Annotated in this window: 12 protein-coding genes and 2 CRISPR repeat arrays; of the genes, 8 read left to right on the top strand and 4 right to left on the bottom strand. The window is 68.0% G+C overall.

The window, feature by feature from the left end; translation table 11 throughout:
• Positions 1 to 86 precede the first annotated feature (86 nt).
• Genes cas5c through cas2 form a run of 6 tightly spaced genes read left to right on the top strand, consistent with a single transcriptional unit; the run spans position 87 to position 5466 of the window.
• On the top strand, positions 87 to 761 hold the full coding sequence (cas5c, locus tag AC1PMG_RS03190) for a type I-C CRISPR-associated protein Cas5c (RefSeq protein ID WP_481110638.1): 675 nt from the start codon (positions 87 to 89) through the stop codon (positions 759 to 761).
• Positions 758 to 2602 (top strand): type I-C CRISPR-associated protein Cas8c/Csd1, encoded by a 1845-nt coding sequence (cas8c, locus tag AC1PMG_RS03185; protein WP_481110637.1) that lies wholly within the window; start codon positions 758 to 760, stop codon positions 2600 to 2602. Before cas5c ends, cas8c begins: the two co-directional genes overlap by 4 nt.
• On the top strand, positions 2599 to 3465 hold the full coding sequence (gene cas7c, locus AC1PMG_RS03180) for a type I-C CRISPR-associated protein Cas7/Csd2 (protein ID WP_267092874.1): 867 nt from the start codon (positions 2599 to 2601) through the stop codon (positions 3463 to 3465). The genes cas8c and cas7c overlap by 4 nt, the downstream gene beginning before the upstream one ends.
• An 18-nt stretch (positions 3466 to 3483) precedes the next feature.
• Positions 3484 to 4122, top strand: coding sequence for a CRISPR-associated protein Cas4 (cas4, locus tag AC1PMG_RS03175; protein WP_481110636.1), 639 nt, complete (start codon positions 3484 to 3486; stop codon positions 4120 to 4122).
• 2 nt (positions 4123 to 4124) lie between these two features.
• The gene (gene cas1c / locus AC1PMG_RS03170) at positions 4125 to 5159 is read left to right on the top strand and encodes a type I-C CRISPR-associated endonuclease Cas1c (RefSeq protein ID WP_481110635.1); all 1035 of its coding nucleotides are present in this window, start codon (positions 4125 to 4127) and stop codon (positions 5157 to 5159) included.
• Positions 5160 to 5175: 16 nt separating this feature from the next.
• On the top strand, positions 5176 to 5466 hold the full coding sequence (gene cas2, locus AC1PMG_RS03165) for a CRISPR-associated endonuclease Cas2 (RefSeq protein ID WP_481110634.1): 291 nt from the start codon (positions 5176 to 5178) through the stop codon (positions 5464 to 5466).
• A 187-nt stretch (positions 5467 to 5653) separates the two neighbouring features.
• Positions 5654 to 8049: a CRISPR direct-repeat array (repeat unit 31 nt; unit sequence GTCGCACCCTCACGGGTGCGTGGATTGAAAC).
• Positions 8050 to 8146: 97 nt separating this feature from the next.
• Positions 8147 to 8833: a CRISPR direct-repeat array (repeat unit 31 nt; unit sequence GTCGCACCCTCACGGGTGCGTGGATTGAAAC).
• 85 nt (positions 8834 to 8918) lie between these two features.
• Here cas2 and AC1PMG_RS03160 read toward each other — a convergent pair.
• From AC1PMG_RS03160 to AC1PMG_RS03145, 4 genes are all read right to left on the bottom strand, one after another.
• Positions 8919 to 9401, bottom strand: a complete 483-nt coding sequence (locus AC1PMG_RS03160) for a hypothetical protein (RefSeq protein WP_481110633.1) — start codon at positions 9399 to 9401, stop codon at positions 8919 to 8921.
• 227 nt (positions 9402 to 9628) lie between these two features.
• Complete coding sequence (locus AC1PMG_RS03155) at positions 9629 to 10984, bottom strand: Gfo/Idh/MocA family protein (protein WP_481110632.1); 1356 nt, start codon at positions 10982 to 10984, stop codon at positions 9629 to 9631.
• Between the two features lie 64 nt (positions 10985 to 11048).
• A complete protein-coding gene (locus AC1PMG_RS03150) occupies positions 11049 to 14021 on the bottom strand; it encodes a TonB-dependent receptor domain-containing protein (protein WP_481110631.1) in 2973 nt (990 codons plus the stop codon).
• 119 nt (positions 14022 to 14140) lie between these two features.
• Positions 14141 to 17503 carry a TIM-barrel domain-containing protein gene (locus AC1PMG_RS03145; RefSeq protein ID WP_481110630.1) on the bottom strand — a complete coding sequence of 1121 codons (3363 nt, stop codon included), beginning with the start codon at positions 17501 to 17503 and terminating at the stop codon, positions 14141 to 14143.
• Positions 17504 to 17825: 322 nt separating this feature from the next.
• Here AC1PMG_RS03145 and AC1PMG_RS03140 point away from each other — a divergent pair, with 322 nt between their 5' ends.
• Both AC1PMG_RS03140 and AC1PMG_RS03135 read left to right on the top strand, forming a co-directional pair.
• A complete protein-coding gene (locus AC1PMG_RS03140; protein ID WP_481110629.1) occupies positions 17826 to 18980 on the top strand; it encodes an SIS domain-containing protein in 1155 nt (384 codons plus the stop codon).
• Positions 18973 to 19911, top strand: coding sequence for an ROK family protein (locus AC1PMG_RS03135; protein ID WP_481110628.1), 939 nt, complete (start codon positions 18973 to 18975; stop codon positions 19909 to 19911). The genes AC1PMG_RS03140 and AC1PMG_RS03135 overlap by 8 nt, the downstream gene beginning before the upstream one ends.
• Positions 19912 to 19914 lie beyond the last annotated feature (3 nt).

Here is a 19914-nt window from a genome sequence, read left to right as displayed (position 1 = left end):
GATCGAAGCATTGAACGCACCTCAACTTCTGAAAATGAGGTTGCCGCAACCGTGGAAACACCGCATGTAGGCAGGGGGAAACAAGGATGAGTTACGGAATCAAGCTCCATGTCTGGGGCGAGCGGGCGTTGTTCACGCGCCCGGAAATGAAGGTCGAGCGGGTGTCCTACGACATCATCACGCCCTCGGCCGCACGCGGGATTCTCGAAGCGATCCACTGGAAACCGGCGATCCGCTGGGTCATCGATGGCATCCAGGTGCTCAAGCCGATCCGCTTCGAGTCGATCCGCCGCAACGAGGTCGGCGGCAAGTTGTCCGCTGCCAGCGTCGGCAAGGCGATCAACGCCGGGCGCACCGATGGCCTGGTGAACTACGTAGAGGAGGACCGTCAGCAACGTGCGGCCACGCTGCTGCGCGACGTCGGCTACGTGATCGCCGCGCATTTCGAGTTGACCGACAAGGCCGGCCCGGACGACAACGTCGGCAAGCATCTGGACATCTTCAACCGCCGCGCGCGGCGCGGGCAGTGCTTCCAGGCACCCTGCCTGGGTACCCGCGAGTTCCCCGCCAGCTTTGCCCTGCTCGGCGACGACGACCCGCCTCCGGCCAGCGACCCCGGCTTGTCAGGGGAACGCGACCTGGGCTGGATGCTGCACGACATCGACTTCGCCAACGGCATGACGCCGCGCTTCTTCCGCGCGCGGATGGTCGATGGCCAGGTCGCGGTCCCGCCGCCCCACGACGGCGGGGTGTGCGCATGATCCTGTCCGCCCTCGCCGACTACTACCAGCGCCTGCTCAACGACCCTGCCTCGGGGATCGCCGCACCCGGCTACAGCCAGCAGAACATCGGCTACACCGTGGTGCTGGCCGCCGACGGCAGCGTCGTTTCGGTCGAGGACGAACACCGCGTCGAGGGCAAGAAGCGTCTCGCCAAGGCCATGCGCGTCCCGCAGCCGGAAAAGCGCACCGCGGGAATCAAGTCCAACTTCCTGTGGGACAAGACCAGCTACGTGCTCGGCGTGAGCGCCACCAGCAAGCGCAGCGAACAGGAGCATGCCGCGTTCAAGGCATTGCACCAGCAGGCGCTGGCCGGCATCGACGATCCTGGCCTGCAGGCACTGCTGGCGTTTCTGGCGGCCTGGACGCCGGCACAGTACGCCGACCACCCGGCGTTCGCTCCGCACGGCGAGGCGCTGCTGGACGCCAACCTGGTGTTCCGGCTGGAGGGCGATGCCGTCCATCTGCATGAACGTGCCGCCGCGCGTGCGGCCTGGGACCGGCAGCAAGGCCAAGGCACCGACGGCGAACAGGGCGTCTGCCTGGTCAGCGGCAAGCGGGCGCCACTGGCCCGACTGCATCCGGCCATCAAGGGCGTGAACGGCGCACAGAGTTCCGGCGCGTCCATCGTCTCGTTCAATCTCGATGCCTTCACCTCCTACGGCAAGCGCCAGGGCGAGAACGCCCCCATCTCCGAACAGGCGGCCTCCGCCTATACCACGGCGCTCAACCATCTGCTGCGCCGCGACGCGCACAATCGCCAGCGCGTGCAGATCGGCGATACCACCGTGGTGTTCTGGGCGCAGGCCGGCACCCCCGTACAAGCGACGAACGCCGAGGACGTCTTCGCCGAGTTCATGCGCGGCAGCGATGCCGACGATCCCGCCATCGCCGACGGTCGCGCCACCCGGCGCCTCGAACTGATCCTCAAGCAAGTGCGGCAGGCGCGGCCGCTGCGCGACCTGGACGAGACCCTGGACGACGACGCGCACATCTTCGTGCTCGGACTGGCGCCGAACGCCTCGCGCCTGTCGATCCGTTTCTGGGAAACGCAAACGCTGGCGGGGTTCGCCAAGCGCTTGGCCGACCACTACGACGACCTCGCGCTGAAGCCACCGGCCTGGAAGCGCCGGCCGCCGACGCCACAATCCCTGGCTGTGCAGACCGCCCCGGTCTACGGCGAACACGGCAAGCCCAAGGCCGAGGACGTCTCGCCGTTGCTGGCGGGCGAACTCAGCCGGGCGATCCTCACCGGCGGTCGCTATCCGCAGAGCCTGCTCGGCGGCGTGGTGATGCGCTTCCGTGCCGACGGGCAACTGACCCCCTTGCGCATCGCACTGTGCCGGGCGGTCCTGGCACGCGCGGCGCGCTTGAACACGCAACAAGGACTGTCCATCGACCACAAGGAACCACCCATGAGTCTCGACACCGGCAATACCGACCCCGGCTACCTGCTGGGGCGGCTGTTCGCATCGCTGGAAAACCTGCAACGTGCCGCGCTGGGCGACCGCATCAACGCCACCATCCGCGACCGCTACTACGGCGCCGCCTCGGCCACGCCGGCGAGCATCTTCCCGGTGCTGTTGCGCAGCGCGCAGAACCACTTCGGCAAGCTGCGCAAGGACAAGGCCGGCCTTGCGGTGAACCTGGAAAAGGAGATCCGCCTGATCGTCGATGCGCTGCCGCCCAGCTTTCCCCGCAGCCTGCCGATCCAGGAACAAGGCCGCTTCGCGATCGGCTACTACCACCAGACCCAGGCGCGCTTCGCCCGCAACGACGGCCAGGACACCCCCGACACCGCTTCCGAAGGAGAGACCGCATGAGCGCCATCGCCAATCGCTACGAATTCGTCTACCTGTTCGACGTCACCAACGGCAATCCCAACGGCGACCCCGATGCCGGCAACCTGCCGCGTCTGGATCCGGAAACCAACCGCGGCCTGGTCACCGACGTGGCGCTCAAGCGCAAGATCCGCAACTACGTGGCGCTCGAGCAGGAAGGTCAACCCGGCCATGCGATCTACATGCAGGAGAAGTCGGTGCTGAACAATCAGCACAAGCAAGCCTACGCCGCACTGAAGATCGAACCGGAAGCCAAGAAGCTGCCCAAGGATGAAGCCAAGGCGCGCGAACTGACGGCCTGGATGTGCAAGAACTTCTTCGACGTGCGCACCTTCGGCGCGGTGATGACCACCGAAGTCAATTCCGGGCAGGTCCGCGGCCCGGTGCAACTGGCCTTCGCCAGCTCGGTGGAACCGGTGCTGCCGCTGGAAGTGTCGATCACCCGCGTGGCGGTGACCAACGAGAAGGACCTGGAAAAGGAACGCACCATGGGGCGCAAGCACATCCTGCCCTATGGGCTGTACCGCGCGCATGGCTTCATCTCCGCCAAGCTGGCCGAGCGCACCGGCTTCTCCGAGGACGACCTGCAACTGCTGTGGCGGGCACTGACCAACCTGTTCGAGCACGACCGCTCCGCCGCGCGCGGCGAGATGTCGGCGCGCAAGCTGATCGTGTTCAAGCACGAGCATCCGATGGGCAACGCGCCGGCGCACGTGCTGTTCGACAAGGTGAAGGTCGAACGCGTCGCCGACAGCGACGCCGGCCCGGCACGCAGCTTCGCCGACTACCGGGTGACGATCGACCGCGACCTGCCGGCCGGCGTCAGCGTGACGGATCTGTTCTGAGGCAAACGGGAGCGGGACATGGACGATGCCGACCTGATCCCGCTCTCCGCCCTGCAGCACTACCTGTACTGCCCGCGGCAGTGCGCGCTCATCCATGTGGAGCAGCAATGGGCTGAGAACCGGCAGACGGCCGAGGGACGCCTGCTGCACCAGCGCGCCGACGCGCCACAGGCCGAACGCCGGCGCGGCGTGCGTACCGTGACCGCGATGCCGCTGCTGGCGCTGGAGCTGGGCATCACCGGCAAGGCCGACGTGGTGGAGTTCCACCACGCCGACGCCGATCATGGCGAAATCGCCTATCCGGTCGAGTACAAGCGCGGGCGCCCCAAGGCGCATCGCGCCGACGAAGTGCAACTGTGCGCGCAGGCGCTGTGCCTGGAGCACATGCTGGGACGCGTGGTGCCGGCCGGTGCGCTGTTCTACGGGCAGACGCGGCGGCGCAAGGAAGTGGACTTCGACGCGGCTTTACGCGAACTCACCCTGCGCACCATCGCTGAAACCCGCGCGCTGCTGCGCGCCGGCCTGACCCCTGCCGCACGCTACGAGGCCAAGCGCTGCGATGCCTGCTCCCTGATCGACCTGTGCCAGCCGCGCCTGCTCGACCGCGGCAGCGTCGCGCACTGGGTGCACGACCAACTCGATGCCGAGGAGGACTGAGCATGCGCCGCCAACTCAATACGCTGTACGCCACCACCGACGGCGCCTGGCTTCGCAAGGATGGCGCCAACGTGGTCCTGGAGGTCGAGCGGCAGGAGCGCGCCCGCCTGCCCGTGCACATGCTGGAGAGCCTGGTCTGCATCGGTCGCGTCGCCGTCTCCCCGCAGTTGCTGGGCTTCTGCGCCGAACAGGGCATCAGCATCTGCTACCTGACGCCGCAGGGCCGTTTCCTGGCGAGGGTCGAAGGGCCGGTCTCCGGCAACGTGCTGCTGCGTCGCGCGCAGTACCGGCGCAGCGACGACCCTGCCGGCTGCGCCGCCATCGTCCGCCACCTGCTGGCAGGCAAGATCCACAACCAGCGCGCCGTCCTGGCGCGCGGCTGGCGCGACCACGGCGACCGGCTGACCGACACCGCGGCATTCCAGCACGCGCTGAAGCGGCTCAAGCGCATTCCGCAACGCGTGCTCGTCGAGACCGACGTGGACGTGCTGCGCGGCCTGGAGGGCGAAGCGGCGCAAGCGTATTTCGGTGTGTTCGACCAACTGGTACGCGCCGACCACCCGCTGCTGCGCTTCGGCGGCCGCAACCGGCGTCCGCCACGCAACGCCTTCAACGCCCTGCTCTCGTTCCTCTACACACTGCTCACCCACGACTGCCGCTCGGCCCTGGAAACCGTGGGCCTGGACCCGGCGGTGGGCTTCCTGCACCGGGACCGCCCAGGACGTCCCAGCCTGGCACTGGACCTGGCCGAAGAGTTCCGCCCGCTCCTGGGCGAACGCCTGGCGCTGTCGCTGATCAACCGCCGGCAGCTGCATGCACGCGACTTCCAGGTGTTCGACAACGGCGCGGTTCTGCTGAAGGACGATGCCCGCAAGACCGTGCTGGTGGCCTACCAGGAACGCAAGCGCGAACAACTGCACCACGCCTTCCTCGGCGAGAAGGTGGAGATCGGCCTGCTGCCCTTCGTGCAGGCGCAGTTGCTGGCCCGGCACTTGCGGGGCGACCTGGACGGCTACCCCGCCTTCTTCTGGAAATGACAGGGACACGCGCCGCATGATGGTCTTGGTCAGCTACGATGTCAGCACCAGCTCCCCTGGCGGCGAGAAGCGCCTGCGCAAGGTCGCCAAGGCCTGCAGGGACCGTGGCCAGCGCGTCCAGCTCTCGGTCTTCGATATCGAAGTCGACCCGGCGCAATGGGCCGAACTTCGGCAGCGCCTGTGCGACCTGATCGATCCCGGCATCGACAGCCTGCGCTTCTACCATCTCGGCGCCAAGTGGGAAGCCCGCGTCGAACACGTCGGCGCCAAACCCAGCCTGGACCTCAAGGGGCCGCTGATCTTCTGACGCGAACCGCAAGCGACCGGCACATCCCGGGGAGGTTCGCGCATTTCGCAAGCCATTGATGCAGAAGGAAAGCGCTCGCCATCCGCGCTGGACACCGACATCAACACGGTCGCGCGGCGCCTCCCCGGCGCCGGTTCGCGCGAATGCCGCTTTTCCTCCAACGCGTCTCTGCACTTATGCTGGGGCAGTCGCACCCTCACGGGTGCGTGGATTGAAACCACCTGGCGACCAATTGCGCAGCGGTCAAATAGGTCGCACCCTCACGGGTGCGTGGATTGAAACGCTGTGGTCGAGGCGGCCGGCGACATCCACAAGGACGTCGCACCCTCACGGGTGCGTGGATTGAAACTCGAACGCGCTGACTGGCGTCGAGGACGCGATGGTGTCGCACCCTCACGGGTGCGTGGATTGAAACGTCAGCACGACGTTGGCCGCCTTCGGGTCGAGCTTGTCGCACCCTCACGGGTGCGTGGATTGAAACATTCGACCCGCACCCACAGCCGGCGACCCGGGTCGTCGCACCCTCACGGGTGCGTGGATTGAAACCTCCACGGTGGGCATGGCCGCCAGTTCAGCAGCGGGTCGCACCCTCACGGGTGCGTGGATTGAAACGCCGAAGACAACATCGAAATCCCCATCGGCAACGGTCGCACCCTCACGGGTGCGTGGATTGAAACGTCGAAATCGAAGTCGGTACCGAGCGGGCGGTACCGTCGCACCCTCACGGGTGCGTGGATTGAAACGACACGGCCATGAATCCCACGCCGACCGCAGCGCACGTCGCACCCTCACGGGTGCGTGGATTGAAACTTCAGGCCCGCATCCACAAGCTGCAGTGCAAGGTGTGTCGCACCCTCACGGGTGCGTGGATTGAAACCGCCTGAAGAAGCGCGAGGTGGAACACCACTACCCGTCGCACCCTCACGGGTGCGTGGATTGAAACTTCTACTGCGCGAAGGCAAGCCGCGCTGACCGCGTCGCACCCTCACGGGTGCGTGGATTGAAACAACGCTCGCTCTGCCGGGTCGGTCTCGGTTTGGAGGTCGCACCCTCACGGGTGCGTGGATTGAAACTGGGCTGAGGCGATCGCCTCAGCGCGTCCGCGCAGGTCGCACCCTCACGGGTGCGTGGATTGAAACCTCATGAGGAACCGATTTGCCTCGGGACCGCGGAGGTCGCACCCTCACGGGTGCGTGGATTGAAACTCAGGCCCGCATCCACAAGCTGCAGTGCAAGGTGTGTCGCACCCTCACGGGTGCGTGGATTGAAACCACGGGAATCATTCAAGGGCGCGAGCGTCTTGGTCGTCGCACCCTCACGGGTGCGTGGATTGAAACGCGCAATTGAGGCGGGGCCGGCCATCCGCGCCAAGGTCGCACCCTCACGGGTGCGTGAATTGAAACTGCGCCAGTCCGGCTGGACCCTTCAGCAGGTGCAGGTCGCACCCTCACGGGTGCGTGGATTGAAACATGGTCAAGCGGCCTCCGGGCCATCGTCGTTCGTGTCGCAGCCTCACGGGTGCGTGGATTGAAACCTGCTTGCCATCTCTGTCTCCCTGCCCCTGCCCGGTCGCACCCTCACGGGTGCGTGGATTGAAACACTTCGTCCTGGCCGCAGGCGTAATAGTCGATGTTGTCGCACCCTCACGGGTGCGTGGATTGAAACGGCTATACCGTCGTCATCAACGTGGCCAGCGCGCGTCGCACCCTCACGGGTGCGTGGATTGAAACCTGCTGATCGCCGGCTGGCTGTGCGGCCCCGACCGTCGCACCCTCACGGGTGCGTGGATTGAAACTCGCGCTCGGCTTCGCGCCGGGCATGCTCGCGCTGGTCGCACCCTCACGGGTGCGTGGATTGAAACACGCTCTTGGGCGCCAGCAGGCCGCCGGGCTGCATGTCGCACCCTCACGGGTGCGTGGATTGAAACTGGTCCGAGTTCGCCGGCCAGGCCGACACGATTGAGTCGCACCCTCACGGGTGCGTGGATTGAAACTGACTGCGGCATACATCAATGCAAGCAGCAGCAGGTCGCACCCTCACGGGTGCGTGGATTGAAACCTGTGCCGCCCTGGGCAGCTTGGTCTTGATGGTGTGTCGCACCCTCACGGGTGCGTGGATTGAAACCACGCCATGTGCGGCGAGATTGCCCAGCAGAAGCAGTCGCACCCTCACGGGTGCGTGGATTGAAGCGGCGCCATGGTCCGCGCCGCATTCGAGGAGGCCTGTCGCACCCTCACGGGTGCGTGGATTGAAACCAGCAGCGCCTTGGGCAGTAGGCCACAGCTTGTAGGTCGCACCCTCACGGGTGCGTGGATTGAAACTGCATCCCACGTCATGCGCCACAAAAACCATTGTGTCGCACCCTCACGGGTGCGTGGATTGAAACTAGCTCGACCAGGCTGTCGTCGGCGGGCAGGAGGGGTCGCACCCTCACGGGTGCGTGGATTGAAACAAGGACGACCTGCAGCTCTACCGCGACATCCGCGGTCGCACCCTCACGGGTGCGTGGATTGAAACTTGCCGTCGCGCTCCACGTTCTCATAGAACCTGTCGTCGCACCCTCACGGGTGCGTGGATTGAAACTACCCGTACTTCGGTGAGCAGACCGGCCGGCGCCGTGTCGCACCCTCACGGTTGGATTGAAACCGCCGGACCGCGTCGCGGAAGTGGGCGCGCCAGTCGTCGCACCCTCACGGGTGCGTGGATTGAAACGTGTTCGAAAACGTGCCACGCATCATGAGTCGTGGTCGCACCCTCACGGGTGCGTGGGTTGAAACCTGGGGCGAATATCAAATCATGGGGGACTATTTGGTCGCACCCTCACGGGTGCGTGGATTGAAACTCGCCGCTGAGCCAGGATCTGATCGCCCTGCAGCGTCGCACCCTCACGGGTGCGTGGATTGAAACTGGGCCTTGCTGGGCATGGCGGCCTCGCTCAGATGGTCGCACCCTCACGGGTGCGTGGATTGAAACGCCGAGCTCCAGTTCGGCAGTGCGCGCTCGCGCCAGTCGCACCCTCACGGGTGCGTGGATTGAAACCCAGCCAAGCTGGAGCGCGAGCGTCAGCGCGACAGTCGCACCCTCACGGGTGCGTGGATTGAAACTGGTCGCCGTCGTGCGTGCTGATCACGCGGACCTTGTCGCACCCTCACGGGTGCGTGGATTGAAACTTGCTGTAGATGGGCCACTTCGCGCCCTCTCGGGCGTCGCACCCTCACGGGTGCGTGGATTGAAACGCTCGGATCGAACCCACCAACGACCTTGTCAACATGTCGCACCCTCACGGGTGCGCGAGTGGAAACTGCTAGCTTGTGATGATGCGCGCCGTGCGGCCCGGTCGCACCCTCACGGGCGCTTGGGTTAAAACCTCTCCCTTCCAGCTTTGAATCCGCATCCCGAGCCGGAAGCTCGACTCTCCGCTTTGCGGCATCCCCCTGACAAGGTGCCAGACCTCAGACGTACCCGAGCCCGCGCCAGTAGTCCAGCGGACGCTTGGCAGGCACGCCCAACGACGCCGCAATCTCGAGAATGCGCGGCACGTCGCGGCGGTAGACCACGAACAGGTGCTGGTCTTCGGTGGTCATATCGTCGATGTCCACCACGTCGTAGCCGTCGCCTTCGTCCGTCCACTCGGCAAGGTGGCGGTCCAGCCAGGTGAAGTACTCCGGCTGCGTCTTCACGTTCTCGGGATAGGCAGGGAATCCGTCGCCCATCATCTGGCGGAGCTCGTCGTGGACATCGACCATCTTGTCTCCGTTGGCGGAGTAACGCTCCAGCGTCGAGGTGATCGCGATTGCATACGCCTGTTCCTCGCAATCGGTCCATTCCAGTTCCGGCAGGAAGGCTTCGATGTCCCGAACGATCTCGCTGCGTTCGTCGGGTTCGGTGCTGCCGGAAGAAAGAAGCTCGACGAGTTCCAGGAGGGGTGCGTTCATTGCGCTCACTGACGGCTAAAGGATGATCGACGCCCAGCCCAGGCCGGCCATCCACCCAAGGCGAATCGGCTCGACCGCACCGCTGGACACGAGGAAAAAAGCGCGCCGGAGCGCACCACGCGCGGCACTATAGCCGCTGGTGTTTGACACGCAAGTGTCCGTGGAGCGGAACACGCCGGCCGCCACCCGGCACGGATGCAAGGCGTGGAGCACCGTGGCGACCGCGCTCAATACGTGCCGTCGAACGCAAAGATCGGCGTGCGCTGGCGCCACGCGCCCGCGGTGAAATCCGGGAATGCGACGGTCTGGAAGCCGCTGGCGATCGACTGTTCGGAGAGCGGGGTGATCGCGCTCCAGGTCACGGCGTCGTAGATGTCGATCGGCATCGGTGCCCTCGCCTTCAGTGCTTCGACAAAGGCGTGGATGACGAACCAGTCCATGCCGCCGTGGCCGGCACCGGCCGCGGTGGCGACGTAGCGCGTCCACAGCGGGTGCTCGTATTGGTCCTGATAGGACTTGAAGGCTTCCCATTGGTGCGGCGGGCTGCGGCCTTCGAGATGGATCGACTGGTTGAGGTCCATCCACAGGCCCTTGGTGCCCTGCACGCGGAAGCCCATCGAGTAGGGACGCGGCAGCGAGGTGTCGTGCTGCAGCAGGATGGTCTCGCCGTTGGCGCAGGCCAGGGTGGTGGTGACGACATCGCCCAGCTTGAACGCCACCTTGGTGCTGGGATGGGTGTTGCCGCCGCTCTTGGCCACGGTGTAGTCGTGCAGGCCGCGGGCCTTGCTGGCGAAGGCGTTGAGGTGGGTGAAGCGGTTGCCGCGGTTGATGCCGGCGTACATCGCGCACGGGCCGATGCCGTGGCTGGGGTACAGCTCGCCGTTGCGCTGCACCGAATGCGCGGTACGCCAGCGCGCTTCGCTCCAGCCCTTGGCACCGAATTCCACGCCGCTGTCGTAGGGCTGGTCCGGGTCGCCGGAGTTGAACTTCACCCCGCGCAGATCGTGCTGGTAACCGGCTTGCAGGTGCACCAGTTCGCCGAACAGGCCCTGCCGCACCATCTGCAGCGCGGCCATCACGTCGCGGCGGTAGCAGACGTTCTCCAGCAGCATGTACGGGGTGCCGGTGGCGAGCTGGGCGTTGAGCACGTCCCAGTGGTCCTGCAGGGTGATGCCGGCCACCACCTCGCAGCCGACCGGCACGCCGGCCTGCATCGCCGCGATCGCCATCGGCGCATGCCACTCCCAGGGCGTGGCCACGATCACGCCATCCAGGCCTTTGTGCGCCAGCACGCGCTTCCAGGCGCTGGCGTCGCGGTCCTGGCCGTAGGCGGCGGGCGCGGGCTTGCCGGCCTTGGCGACCCTGTCCATGGCGCGGCCGAGCATGATCGGCTCGATGTCGCACAGGGCGACCAGTTCCACGTCGTCGCGGCGCAGCAGTTCGGTCAGCAGCACCTGGCCGCGCATGCCGGTGCCGATCATGGCCAGGCGCAGGGTGCGCTTGCGCGCCCAGGCCGGTGTCTGCGGCAGCAGGCTGCTGGCGGCGATGGCGGCACCGGCGGCGATGAAGTCGCGTCGTTTCATGTGGTGCGGTCTCCTCTTGGATGCGCGTCGGCACCGGCCGGCACGCAGGCTGCTGCGGGTGCGATCACTTGAAGCGGTAGCCGATGGTCACGCTGTAGCCGCGGCCGAAGATGGTGGCGTAGTCGCTGGAATCGCCCAGGAAGCTGTTCGGATCGTAGAACGGCAGGCGGTCGAACAGGTTCTTGACGGTGAAGCTCAGGTTCCAGGCGTCGTCCGGGCGCCAGATGACGCTGAGGTTGGCGGTCCACCACGACGGCGCGCCATCGCACTTGCTCGGCTGCAGCTTGAGGTAGCCGGCGGTGCAGGTCTGCGAGTTGTTGTCCTCGGCGTCGATCCGGTCGGTGGCCCACTTGGTGCCGCCGACGTAGTTGACGAACATGCTGGTGGTGACCTGCCGGTAGGTCCAGTCGGCGTTGAGCGTGGCGCGCAGGCGCGGGTTGTTGTAGTAGCCGACCACGTCGCCGTAGTACCAGCCGCTGTCCTGGTCCATGTAGAAGCGGTTGCGGTTGGCGATGGTGGCGGCCAGGCCGATGTTCAGCCCACCCCACTGGCCGAGCGAGAAGCGGCTGCGCGCGTCGATGTCGAAGCCGTCGACCAGGGTCTTGCCGCGGTTGCGGTACTGCCCGACCACACTGGCGACATTGCCCACGCTGTAGCCCGGCAGCGTGCCCGGACAGGCCACGCCGCTGGCCGGATCGGCGCACATCGCCGCCAGCTGCGCGAGGTTGGCGCGGTCGCTGTCGGTGATCGGCGAGCGGGTCATGGCGGTGATGTCGCCGGCGCGGCGGTAGTCCGGGGCGACGATCTCGTTGTCGCGGTAGATGAACCAGTAGTCGGCCGAGACCGACAGCCAGTTGGCCGGCTCGTAGACGAAGCCGAGCGTGGCGATCTTGGCCTTCTCCGGCTTCAGGTCCGGGTTCGGCTGGGTCATGCGCGCCACGGTGCGGCTGCAGTCGGCGTTGAGCAGGCTCTTGCCCAGGTCCACGTCGCCGCTGCGGCGCGACTGCAGCAGCAGGTTTGCGATGGCATTGGTCTCGCCGCAGCGCACCTCGTCGCGGTAGCCGCCCAGCTGCGCATAGACGCCGCCGCTGCCGGACTCGGCCAGGCTCGGCGCGCGGAAGCCGGTGGAATAGGTGCCGCGCAGCAGCAGTTGCTCGAAGGCCTGGTATTTGAAACCGACCTTGGGCGCCAGGTTGGTGCTGAAGTTCGGATACTTGTCGGCGCGCAACGCGGCGTCGAGTTCCAGCTTGTCGGTGATCGGCGCGACGGTCTCGGCGAACAGCGCATAGGTGTTGCGCTTGCCATCGAACCAGGAGCCGCCCTGTTGGGTGATCAGGCCGTTGGCCGCGTCCGGGTTGCCGGGGGTGTAGAAGGTCTCGCGGCTGGCGTTGAAGCCGAATGCGGCGCGCATCTCGCCGGCCGGCAGCTGGAAGAGCGGGCCTTCGATCTTGCCGTCGAGGGTGTGCAGGCGCGTCCACGATTCGATGTCGAAGGTGGGGAATGCCTCGCGGATCAGCGCGGCGTTGGCGGCGCTGATCTCGCCGAACCTGTACGCCGGGTGGTCGGAGATGATCACCCGGCCGGTGCCCGGGTCGATGGTGAACGGGCCGAACGCCTTCTCGAAGCCTTTCACGTTGACGTTGACGGTCTGGTAGGTGACCGAGTGGGTGCCGGCGGTGGCGAAGGCGGTTTCCCAGTTCCAGTCGCCGAGGCTGCCGCGCGCGCCGCCGAGCACGCGGTAGCTCTTGTCGGTGTTGCGCTGGCCGAAGTAGTCGGGGCCGGCGTCCTGCAGCAGGTACTGCAGGCCGACCACCCCGCCCATCATCGCCTTCAACTGTGGGCTGGCATGGTTGTACTCGTTGTTGGGCCCGAGGAACGGATACAGGAACTGGTTGACGGTGTTGCCGGTGTTGCGCGAGAACCAGCTGGTGGGGTTGCCGGTGGTGGTGTTGAACGCGCGCGGGGTGCCGCCGTTGGCGCGCAGGTCGATGTCGGTGTAGGTGGCCTCGGCGAACAGTTCGGTGCTGGCGCCGACCAGGAAGGTACCGTTGAGGTAGGCGGTGTTGCGTTCGGACTTGGCGCCGGCGTCGATCTCGTTGTTCAACCAGGTCTCCCACACGCAACGCGGACCGGCGGCCTCGCTGGTCAGCACGTTCTGGCAGCCCGGTGCGGCTTCCTGCACGCGGCGCCCGGTGGCCGGGTCGAAGGCGAAGTAGCTGCCCGGATTGAACTGGCCCGGCTTGCTGCCCACGCCCAGGCGCAGGTTGGTCAGGTAGTTGGGATTGTTGACGTAGTACTGCGCCGGGCGCTTGTCGTAGAAATCGCGCAGCGGGATCGCATCGCGCCGGTACACGTTGACCGCGCCGTAGACGTTGAAGCGGTTCTCGGTGAGGTCGCCGAAGCCGGCGGTGATGCTGGCCTGGTGTTCGCCGTAGGAATCGATGCGGCTGGACGTGTCGTTGCTGAAATTGATCTCCGCGCCCTGGAAGTTGCGCTTGGTGATCACGTTGATGACGCCGGCCACCGCGTCGGTGCCGTACACCGCCGAGGCGCCGTCGGTGAGCACTTCCATGCGCTCGATCGCCGCGGCCGGGATCGCATCGATGTTGACGAACTGGGTCTGGAAGCCGGCCGGCGCGCCGTAGTACGACAGGCGGCGGCCGTTCAACAGCACCAGCGTGCCCTGCGCGCCGAGGCCGCGCAGATTGGCCTGCGAGGCGCCATCGGAACCGGTGAACAGCGAGCGCGCGTCCTGTTGCGCCGGGCGTGCCGCGGGCAGGTTGTCGAGCACCTGCAGCAGGGTGCGCGCGCCCATCGCCTGGATGTCCTGCTTGCTGATCACCTGCACCGGCGAGGCGGTCTCCACGTCGGTGCGGCGGATGTTGGAGCCGGTGACTTCGACCCGGGCCAGGTCGGTGGCGGCCTGACTGTCCTGCGCGGCGGCGGGCTGCAGGGCGGCGAGCAGGACACCGGCGATGGCCAGGGTCAACGGAGCGAGCGGGCGACAGCGGGGATGGCGGTGACGGGCGGGCAACATCGGGGTTCTCTCCTGGCAGGGTGCGGCGCGAACGCGGAATCGGCGGGCAAAGCGCTCCCGGGCCACGGCCAGGCGGCCGCAGTCGGGAAAGGCGGGGGAGGAGCGGTGTTACGGGGCGGTCATGGGGCGACGAAGCTGGCGGTGTCGCCCTCCTGGCCGATCAGGACGGCGTTGGCCCAATTGGCGCAGACCTGGGCAGGCTGCGGCCCCTGCGCGCCGAGCGTGCGCAGGCTCAGCGTGGACAGGCCGCGGATGTCCAGCTCCGGCTTGACCACGCCGGGCGCGCTGACCAGGCCGCTGTCGTAGAGCAGGCGGCCATCGCCCCAGACCTGGAACTGCAGGCCGCCAGCGCTGCGGCAGGCGTCGTCGATGCCCAGGTCGGCGCGCAGCAGGCGCCAGTCGCCGTGCAGGCGCAGGTCGAGGCGGCTGTCGGCGCCTACGCCCAGGCCGCGGCGGAACTGCAGGCCGTTCATGCGCATGCCGGCATCGCCGCGGAAGGCGCGGTCGGCCTGCGCGCGGCCATCCAGCGCGGCAGGCAACGCCAGTTCGGACAGGTAACGCTGCTGCGCCGGCCGTTCCGGCGCCGGGTGCTCGAGGATGTGGAAGGTGGACAGCGCGATCGGGCCGACGTCGCGCGGCTGCAGCGCGTCGAAGGCGCGCGGGCGGCGCTGCGCGGCGACGACCATCGGGTCGTTGCTGTCGGCGCCGTCGCCCTCGGGGTTCTGCACGCTCAGCACGCGGAAGCGCAGCAGGCGGCCGGCATGCGCCGGGAAGTCGATGCGCTGCACGCCTTCCTGCAGGCGCAGGTGGCCGCGCGCCACCGGCTCGCCCCACTCGCCGTTGCTGTCGCCCAGGTAGACCTCGTAGTCGCGCACCTGGCCGTGCTTCCAGTTCTTGTCGTTGCGCGGCGCCAGCTCGATGCCGTCGATCATCTTGCGCTCGCCGAAGCCGATCACCCATTCGTGCGCGCCGGTGCGCACGGCCTGGTTGCGCACGCTGCGGAACCAGGTGCCCGGGTCGTCGTCGAAGGCGTTCTCCAGCGGGTGCCCGGGTTCCTCGGCCGGGCGGTTCACCACCAGCAGGCTGTCGGCGGGCAGCGCGCGGCCCAGCTCCGGCGCGGGCGGATAGGCGTCGTCGGCCGCGGCGGCGGCGACCGGAAAGTCCAGCCGCAGCTGCAGCGGCTGGCGGATGTCCTGCACGGCGGTGCGCACGTGCACGGTGCCACGGCGCTCCCTGGCGTCGAAGTACCAGCCTTCGCTGGCCTGGGCGAAGGCCGCGGCGTCGGCGACCGCCGGCAGCGCGCGCTCGCCGACCTGCACCGACCGCGGCGCCTGCCGCGCGAGCACGCGCAAGGCATAGCGGCGCTGCGGCAGCTGTCCGTCGTAACGGCCTTGCACCGGATCGATCCACACCTGCACCGGGCCACTGCCCTGCGCCGGCGCCTGCACGCGCACGGCCTGCGTGCTGGACTCGCCCTGCTGGTAGCGGCGGGTGTTGCCGTCGTCCTCGTACAGCGTGTACTGCGAGGCCCCCTGCGGATACAGGTCGAAGGTGACCTCGTCCAGCGGCTTCTCGCCGTCGAACAGCATCGCCGGGTACATCGGCAGGATCGCGCCGGCGCGCACGAACAGCGGCAGCGTGGCCAGATCGACCTGGCGATCGAGCTGGCGGCCGTCGGCGCCGGCCTGCACGCGGCGGCCGTCCCAATAGTCGATCCAGCCGCCGGCCGGCAGATGGATGTCGCGCCGCCAGCCGCGGCTGGCCGCCTGGCTGCGGTACACCGGCGCCACCAGCAGGTCGCGGCCGAGCAGGAACTGGGTCTTGTAGGTCTCGTCCTGCGCGTGCGGATCGCGCGGGTCTTCCCACATCAGCCCGCGCACCGGCGGCGCGCCGGTCTGCGCGGCATCGTGCACCAGGCCGTACATGTACGGGGTCAGGCGCATTTTCAGCTTCAGGTAATCGCGGTTGATGCTGCGGTACGGCTCGTCGTACCACCACGGATGCTTGCGCGCGTTCGACGACCAGCCGCTCATGCCCATCAGCACCGGGGTGAACGCCTTCCACTGCAGGTCGCGGGTGAAGGTCTCGGCGCTGCCGCCGAAGATCGCATCGACGTCGCCGGCGGCGTAGGCCATGCCGGACAGGCCGGAGCCGATCAGGGTCGGCACGTGCCAGCGGATGTAGTCCCAGCTGCTGCTCTGGTCGCCGGTCCAGGCCACCGCGTAGCGCTGGATGCCGGCCCAGCCCATCACCGTCCACAGGAACGGGCGCGCATCGGAGTTGTCGAGGATGCCGTCGTAGGCCTGGTGGTTGGCGTCCATCGCGAACTGGTAGCCCTTGCCGGTCCAGGCCACGTCCAGCTTCTGCACGCGGCTGCCGGCCTTGCCGACTTCCCAGGCGATCTTGTCCACGCCGTTCTCGGTCCACAGGCCGGTGCGGAAGCCGTAGCGGGCCAGGCCCTGCACGGTCTCCGGCAGCTGAGTGTAGCCGCAGCCGTAGCCATCGTTGGGTAGGATCCAGCCGCCGGGCATGTCGTGCTCGCGGTACTGCCGGGCCACGCTGTCGACCACGTCCGGGGTGGTGCCGGTGGGGCCGTCGTGCCAGCCGTCGGGCACCGTGCCCGGCTTCTTGGCGTTGTCGCCGTCGTTGTAGCAATCGGCATCGCCGTAGGACAGCGACCAGCGCGCCAGCATGCTCGGGCGGCCGGTCAGCCGGGTGTAGCGCTCGATCAGGGCCGGCAGGTCGGCGCCGACGAAGTAGTAGGCGTCGAAGCGGTCTTCGCGATGCAGCAGCGTGGCCTGGTCGGGCTGGCGCAGGTCGTAACTGCCGTCGCTCCAAGTGTTGCGCAGCATGCCCCAGCCACGACTGCTGAGCAGCATCGGCGCCGGGCTCGGGCGATCGCCCTCCTCCCAGCCGCCGGAATACGACACCTCCAGTTCGCGGCCCTTGAACTGGTAGTGCCCGTTCTGCTGGCCGCCGCCGTAATAGGCTTCGTCGGCCTGCGAGGACAGCACCTGCACGCTCTGCGCGGCATCCAGATCCAGCGGCTGCAGTTCCTGCCACAGCGCGACGGCGCGGCCCTGTTCCAGCCGCTCCAGGCGCAACCGCAGCGGTTGCCGCTGCACGTGCAGCACCAGCGCGTTGGTACGCACGCGCAGCTCCTGCGCATCGTCTTCCAGCTGCGCCTGCACCGCGGCCTTGGGCTGCGGCAGCACGATCGGCGTGGCCTTGTCGCCGGCGCCGGTCAGCGTGCCGTGGCGCCCGGCCTGCACGCGGACGATGTCGGCCGCCGGCAGTTCGATGCGCAGGCGCACGCCGCGGTCGGTCTGTAGGTCCCAGCCTTGCACGCCGTCGCGGCTGGTGCTGGCGGCGACCGTGCGCAGGTTGCCGACCGGCTCGGCGACGACGGTGGCCGCCACCAGCAGCAGGGCCGGCAGCGCGATCGCCGGCAACAGCGACGAGCGACGAACGCGGTTCTCCACACGACCCCCAAACCCGTTTCCCCGGGCGTTTCGAAAGCGTTGCGCCGACTCTAGGCCAGGGATTTGAAAGATGTCAATAAATTGAAAGTAAAAAACAAGATTTATTTTGGCAAAACGAAAGATATTGCCTCACATGACTTTGCTTTATCTCGGCAAAATCGGCTGATCCGGCTTACGATAGCGACATCCACTTGTACCTTTCGTTTTAGTTCGGGCGATCCGCAGACACATTCGACACAGGCAAATACTTTCTTTTTTCTTTCGATGTTTGACATTTCGAAAGAAAAGCCGGATGGTGCGCTGGCCCAACAGGAACCACCGCATGGACCTCCTTCCGCTTTCCGATGCATCCGCCTGGCAGCGCCTGGGCGGCGCCGATACCGCCCGCGAGATCGCCCAGCAGCCGGCGCTGTGGCAGACCCTGGCGCAGGATCTGGCACAGGCCGGCGACCGCGTGCAGGCCTTCCTCGGCGACCGCCTCGCCGATCCGAACCAGCGCGTGCTGTTCACCGGCGCCGGCAGTTCCGGCTTCATCGCCGAGATGGTGGCCGACGCGATCAATGCGCAGTGGCCGGCCGAGGTGCGGGCGGTGCACACCACCAGCCTGCTGACCCATCCGGCGCTGTACCTGCAGCGCGCGCGGCCGACCCTGCTGGTGTCGTTCGGGCGCAGCGGCTCCAGCCCGGAAAGCGTGGCCGCGGTGGAGCGCGTGCGCAGCGACGTGGACGACGCGCGCTTCCTCGACATCACCTGCAACGCCGACGGCGAACTGGCGCGCCGCGGCGCCGGCCGCGCCGACACCTGCACCCTGCTGATGCCGCCGGCCAGCTGCGACCGCGCCTTCGCCATGACCAGCAGCCTGACCTGCATGCTGCTGGCGGCGCTGAGCGTGTTCGACCGTGCGCCGTGGGAAACGCGCAGCGCGCGCCTGCAGCGGCTGGCCGAACTGGCCGACCGCGGCCTGGCGCAATGGGATGGCGCGGTGGCGGCGCTGGCGCAGCGCCCGTTCGCACGGGTGATCTATCTCGGCAGCGGCCCGCTGGAAGCGCTGGCGCGCGAGGCCGCGCTGAAGGTGCTGGAACTCACCGCCGGCCGCGTGCTGGCGCTGGCCAACACGCCGCTGGGCTTCCGCCACGGCCCCAAGTCCACGCTCGACCGCAGCACCCTGGTGGTGATGCTGCGCAGCGTGCAGCCGCTGGCGCGTCGCTACGAACAGGACCTGCTCGACGAACTGCGTCGCGATGGCGTGGCCGGCCAGGTGCTGGCGATCGGCCCGCATGCGGACATCGGCGCAGGCGACGACCACACGCTTGCCGTCGCCGGCCTGGACGATCCGTGGCTGGCGCCGCTGTGGCTGGGCTTCGCGCAGCTGTTCGCGCTGCAGCGCTCGGCCGCGCTCGGCCTGACCCCGGACAATCCGTTCCCCGACGGCACCGTCAACCGCGTGGTCCAGGGCGTCACCATCCACCATGGCTGAGACCGGCGCGCCCATCTGCTACGGCCTCGACGTCGGCGGCACCAAGATCGAGCTGGTGGCCTGCGATGCCGCGCTGCAGGTGGTGTGGCGGCGCCGCGTGGCCACGCCGCAGGGCGATTACGCCGGCTTCCTGCAGGCGGTGGTGGCGCTGGTGGCCGCGGCCGATGCCGCGCTCGGCCGTCACGACAGCGCGCTCGGCATCGCCCTGCCCGGCGTGCGCGACCGCCGCAGCGGCCGCCAGTTGAGCGCGAACGTGCCGGCGCTGACCGGCCAGTGCGTGGCGCAGGATCTGCAGGCGCGGCTGCCGCGTCCGCTGCGCATCGGCAACGACCTGCAATGCTTCGCGCTGTCCGAGGCGCATGGCGGTGCCGCCGACGGCTACCCCAGCATGTTCGGCGCCATCCTCGGCACCGGCGCCGGTGGCGGCTTCTGCGTGCAGGGCCGCCTGCTCGCCGGCTGCAACGGCATCGCCGGCGAATGGGGCCACTGGAGCGTGCCCGGGCACCTGCTGCAGCGCCATCGCCTGCCGTTGCTCGCCTGCGGCTGCGGCCTGCAGGGCTGCGTGGAGCGCTACGTGTCCGGCAGCGGCGTGGCGGCGATCGCGCGCCATCTCGGCAGCGACGCCGCCGACGCCAGTGCGGTGATCGCCCTGGCCGAGGCCGGCGATGCGCGCGCGCAGCAGGCGCTGGACATCCACCGCGACCTGCTCGGCCACAGCCTGGCCGCGGTGGTGCTGGCGCTGGACCCGCACGTGATCGTGCTTGGCGGCGGGCTGTCGCAATACCCGCCGCTGTACCGGCAACTGCCCGACGCCATCGCCGCGCACCTGTTCGCCGGCGTGCAGGTGCCGCCGATCGTGCCGCCGCACTTCGGCGATGCCGGCGGCGCCCGCGGTGCCGCGCTGCTGGCCTGCCATCCCGCGTTTTCCTGAGCC

This window comes from Xanthomonas sp. NCPPB 2250 (genome assembly GCF_056725265.1).
Note: the sequence above shows the minus strand (reverse complement) of the source record. Positions and strands in the feature narration are given on the sequence as shown.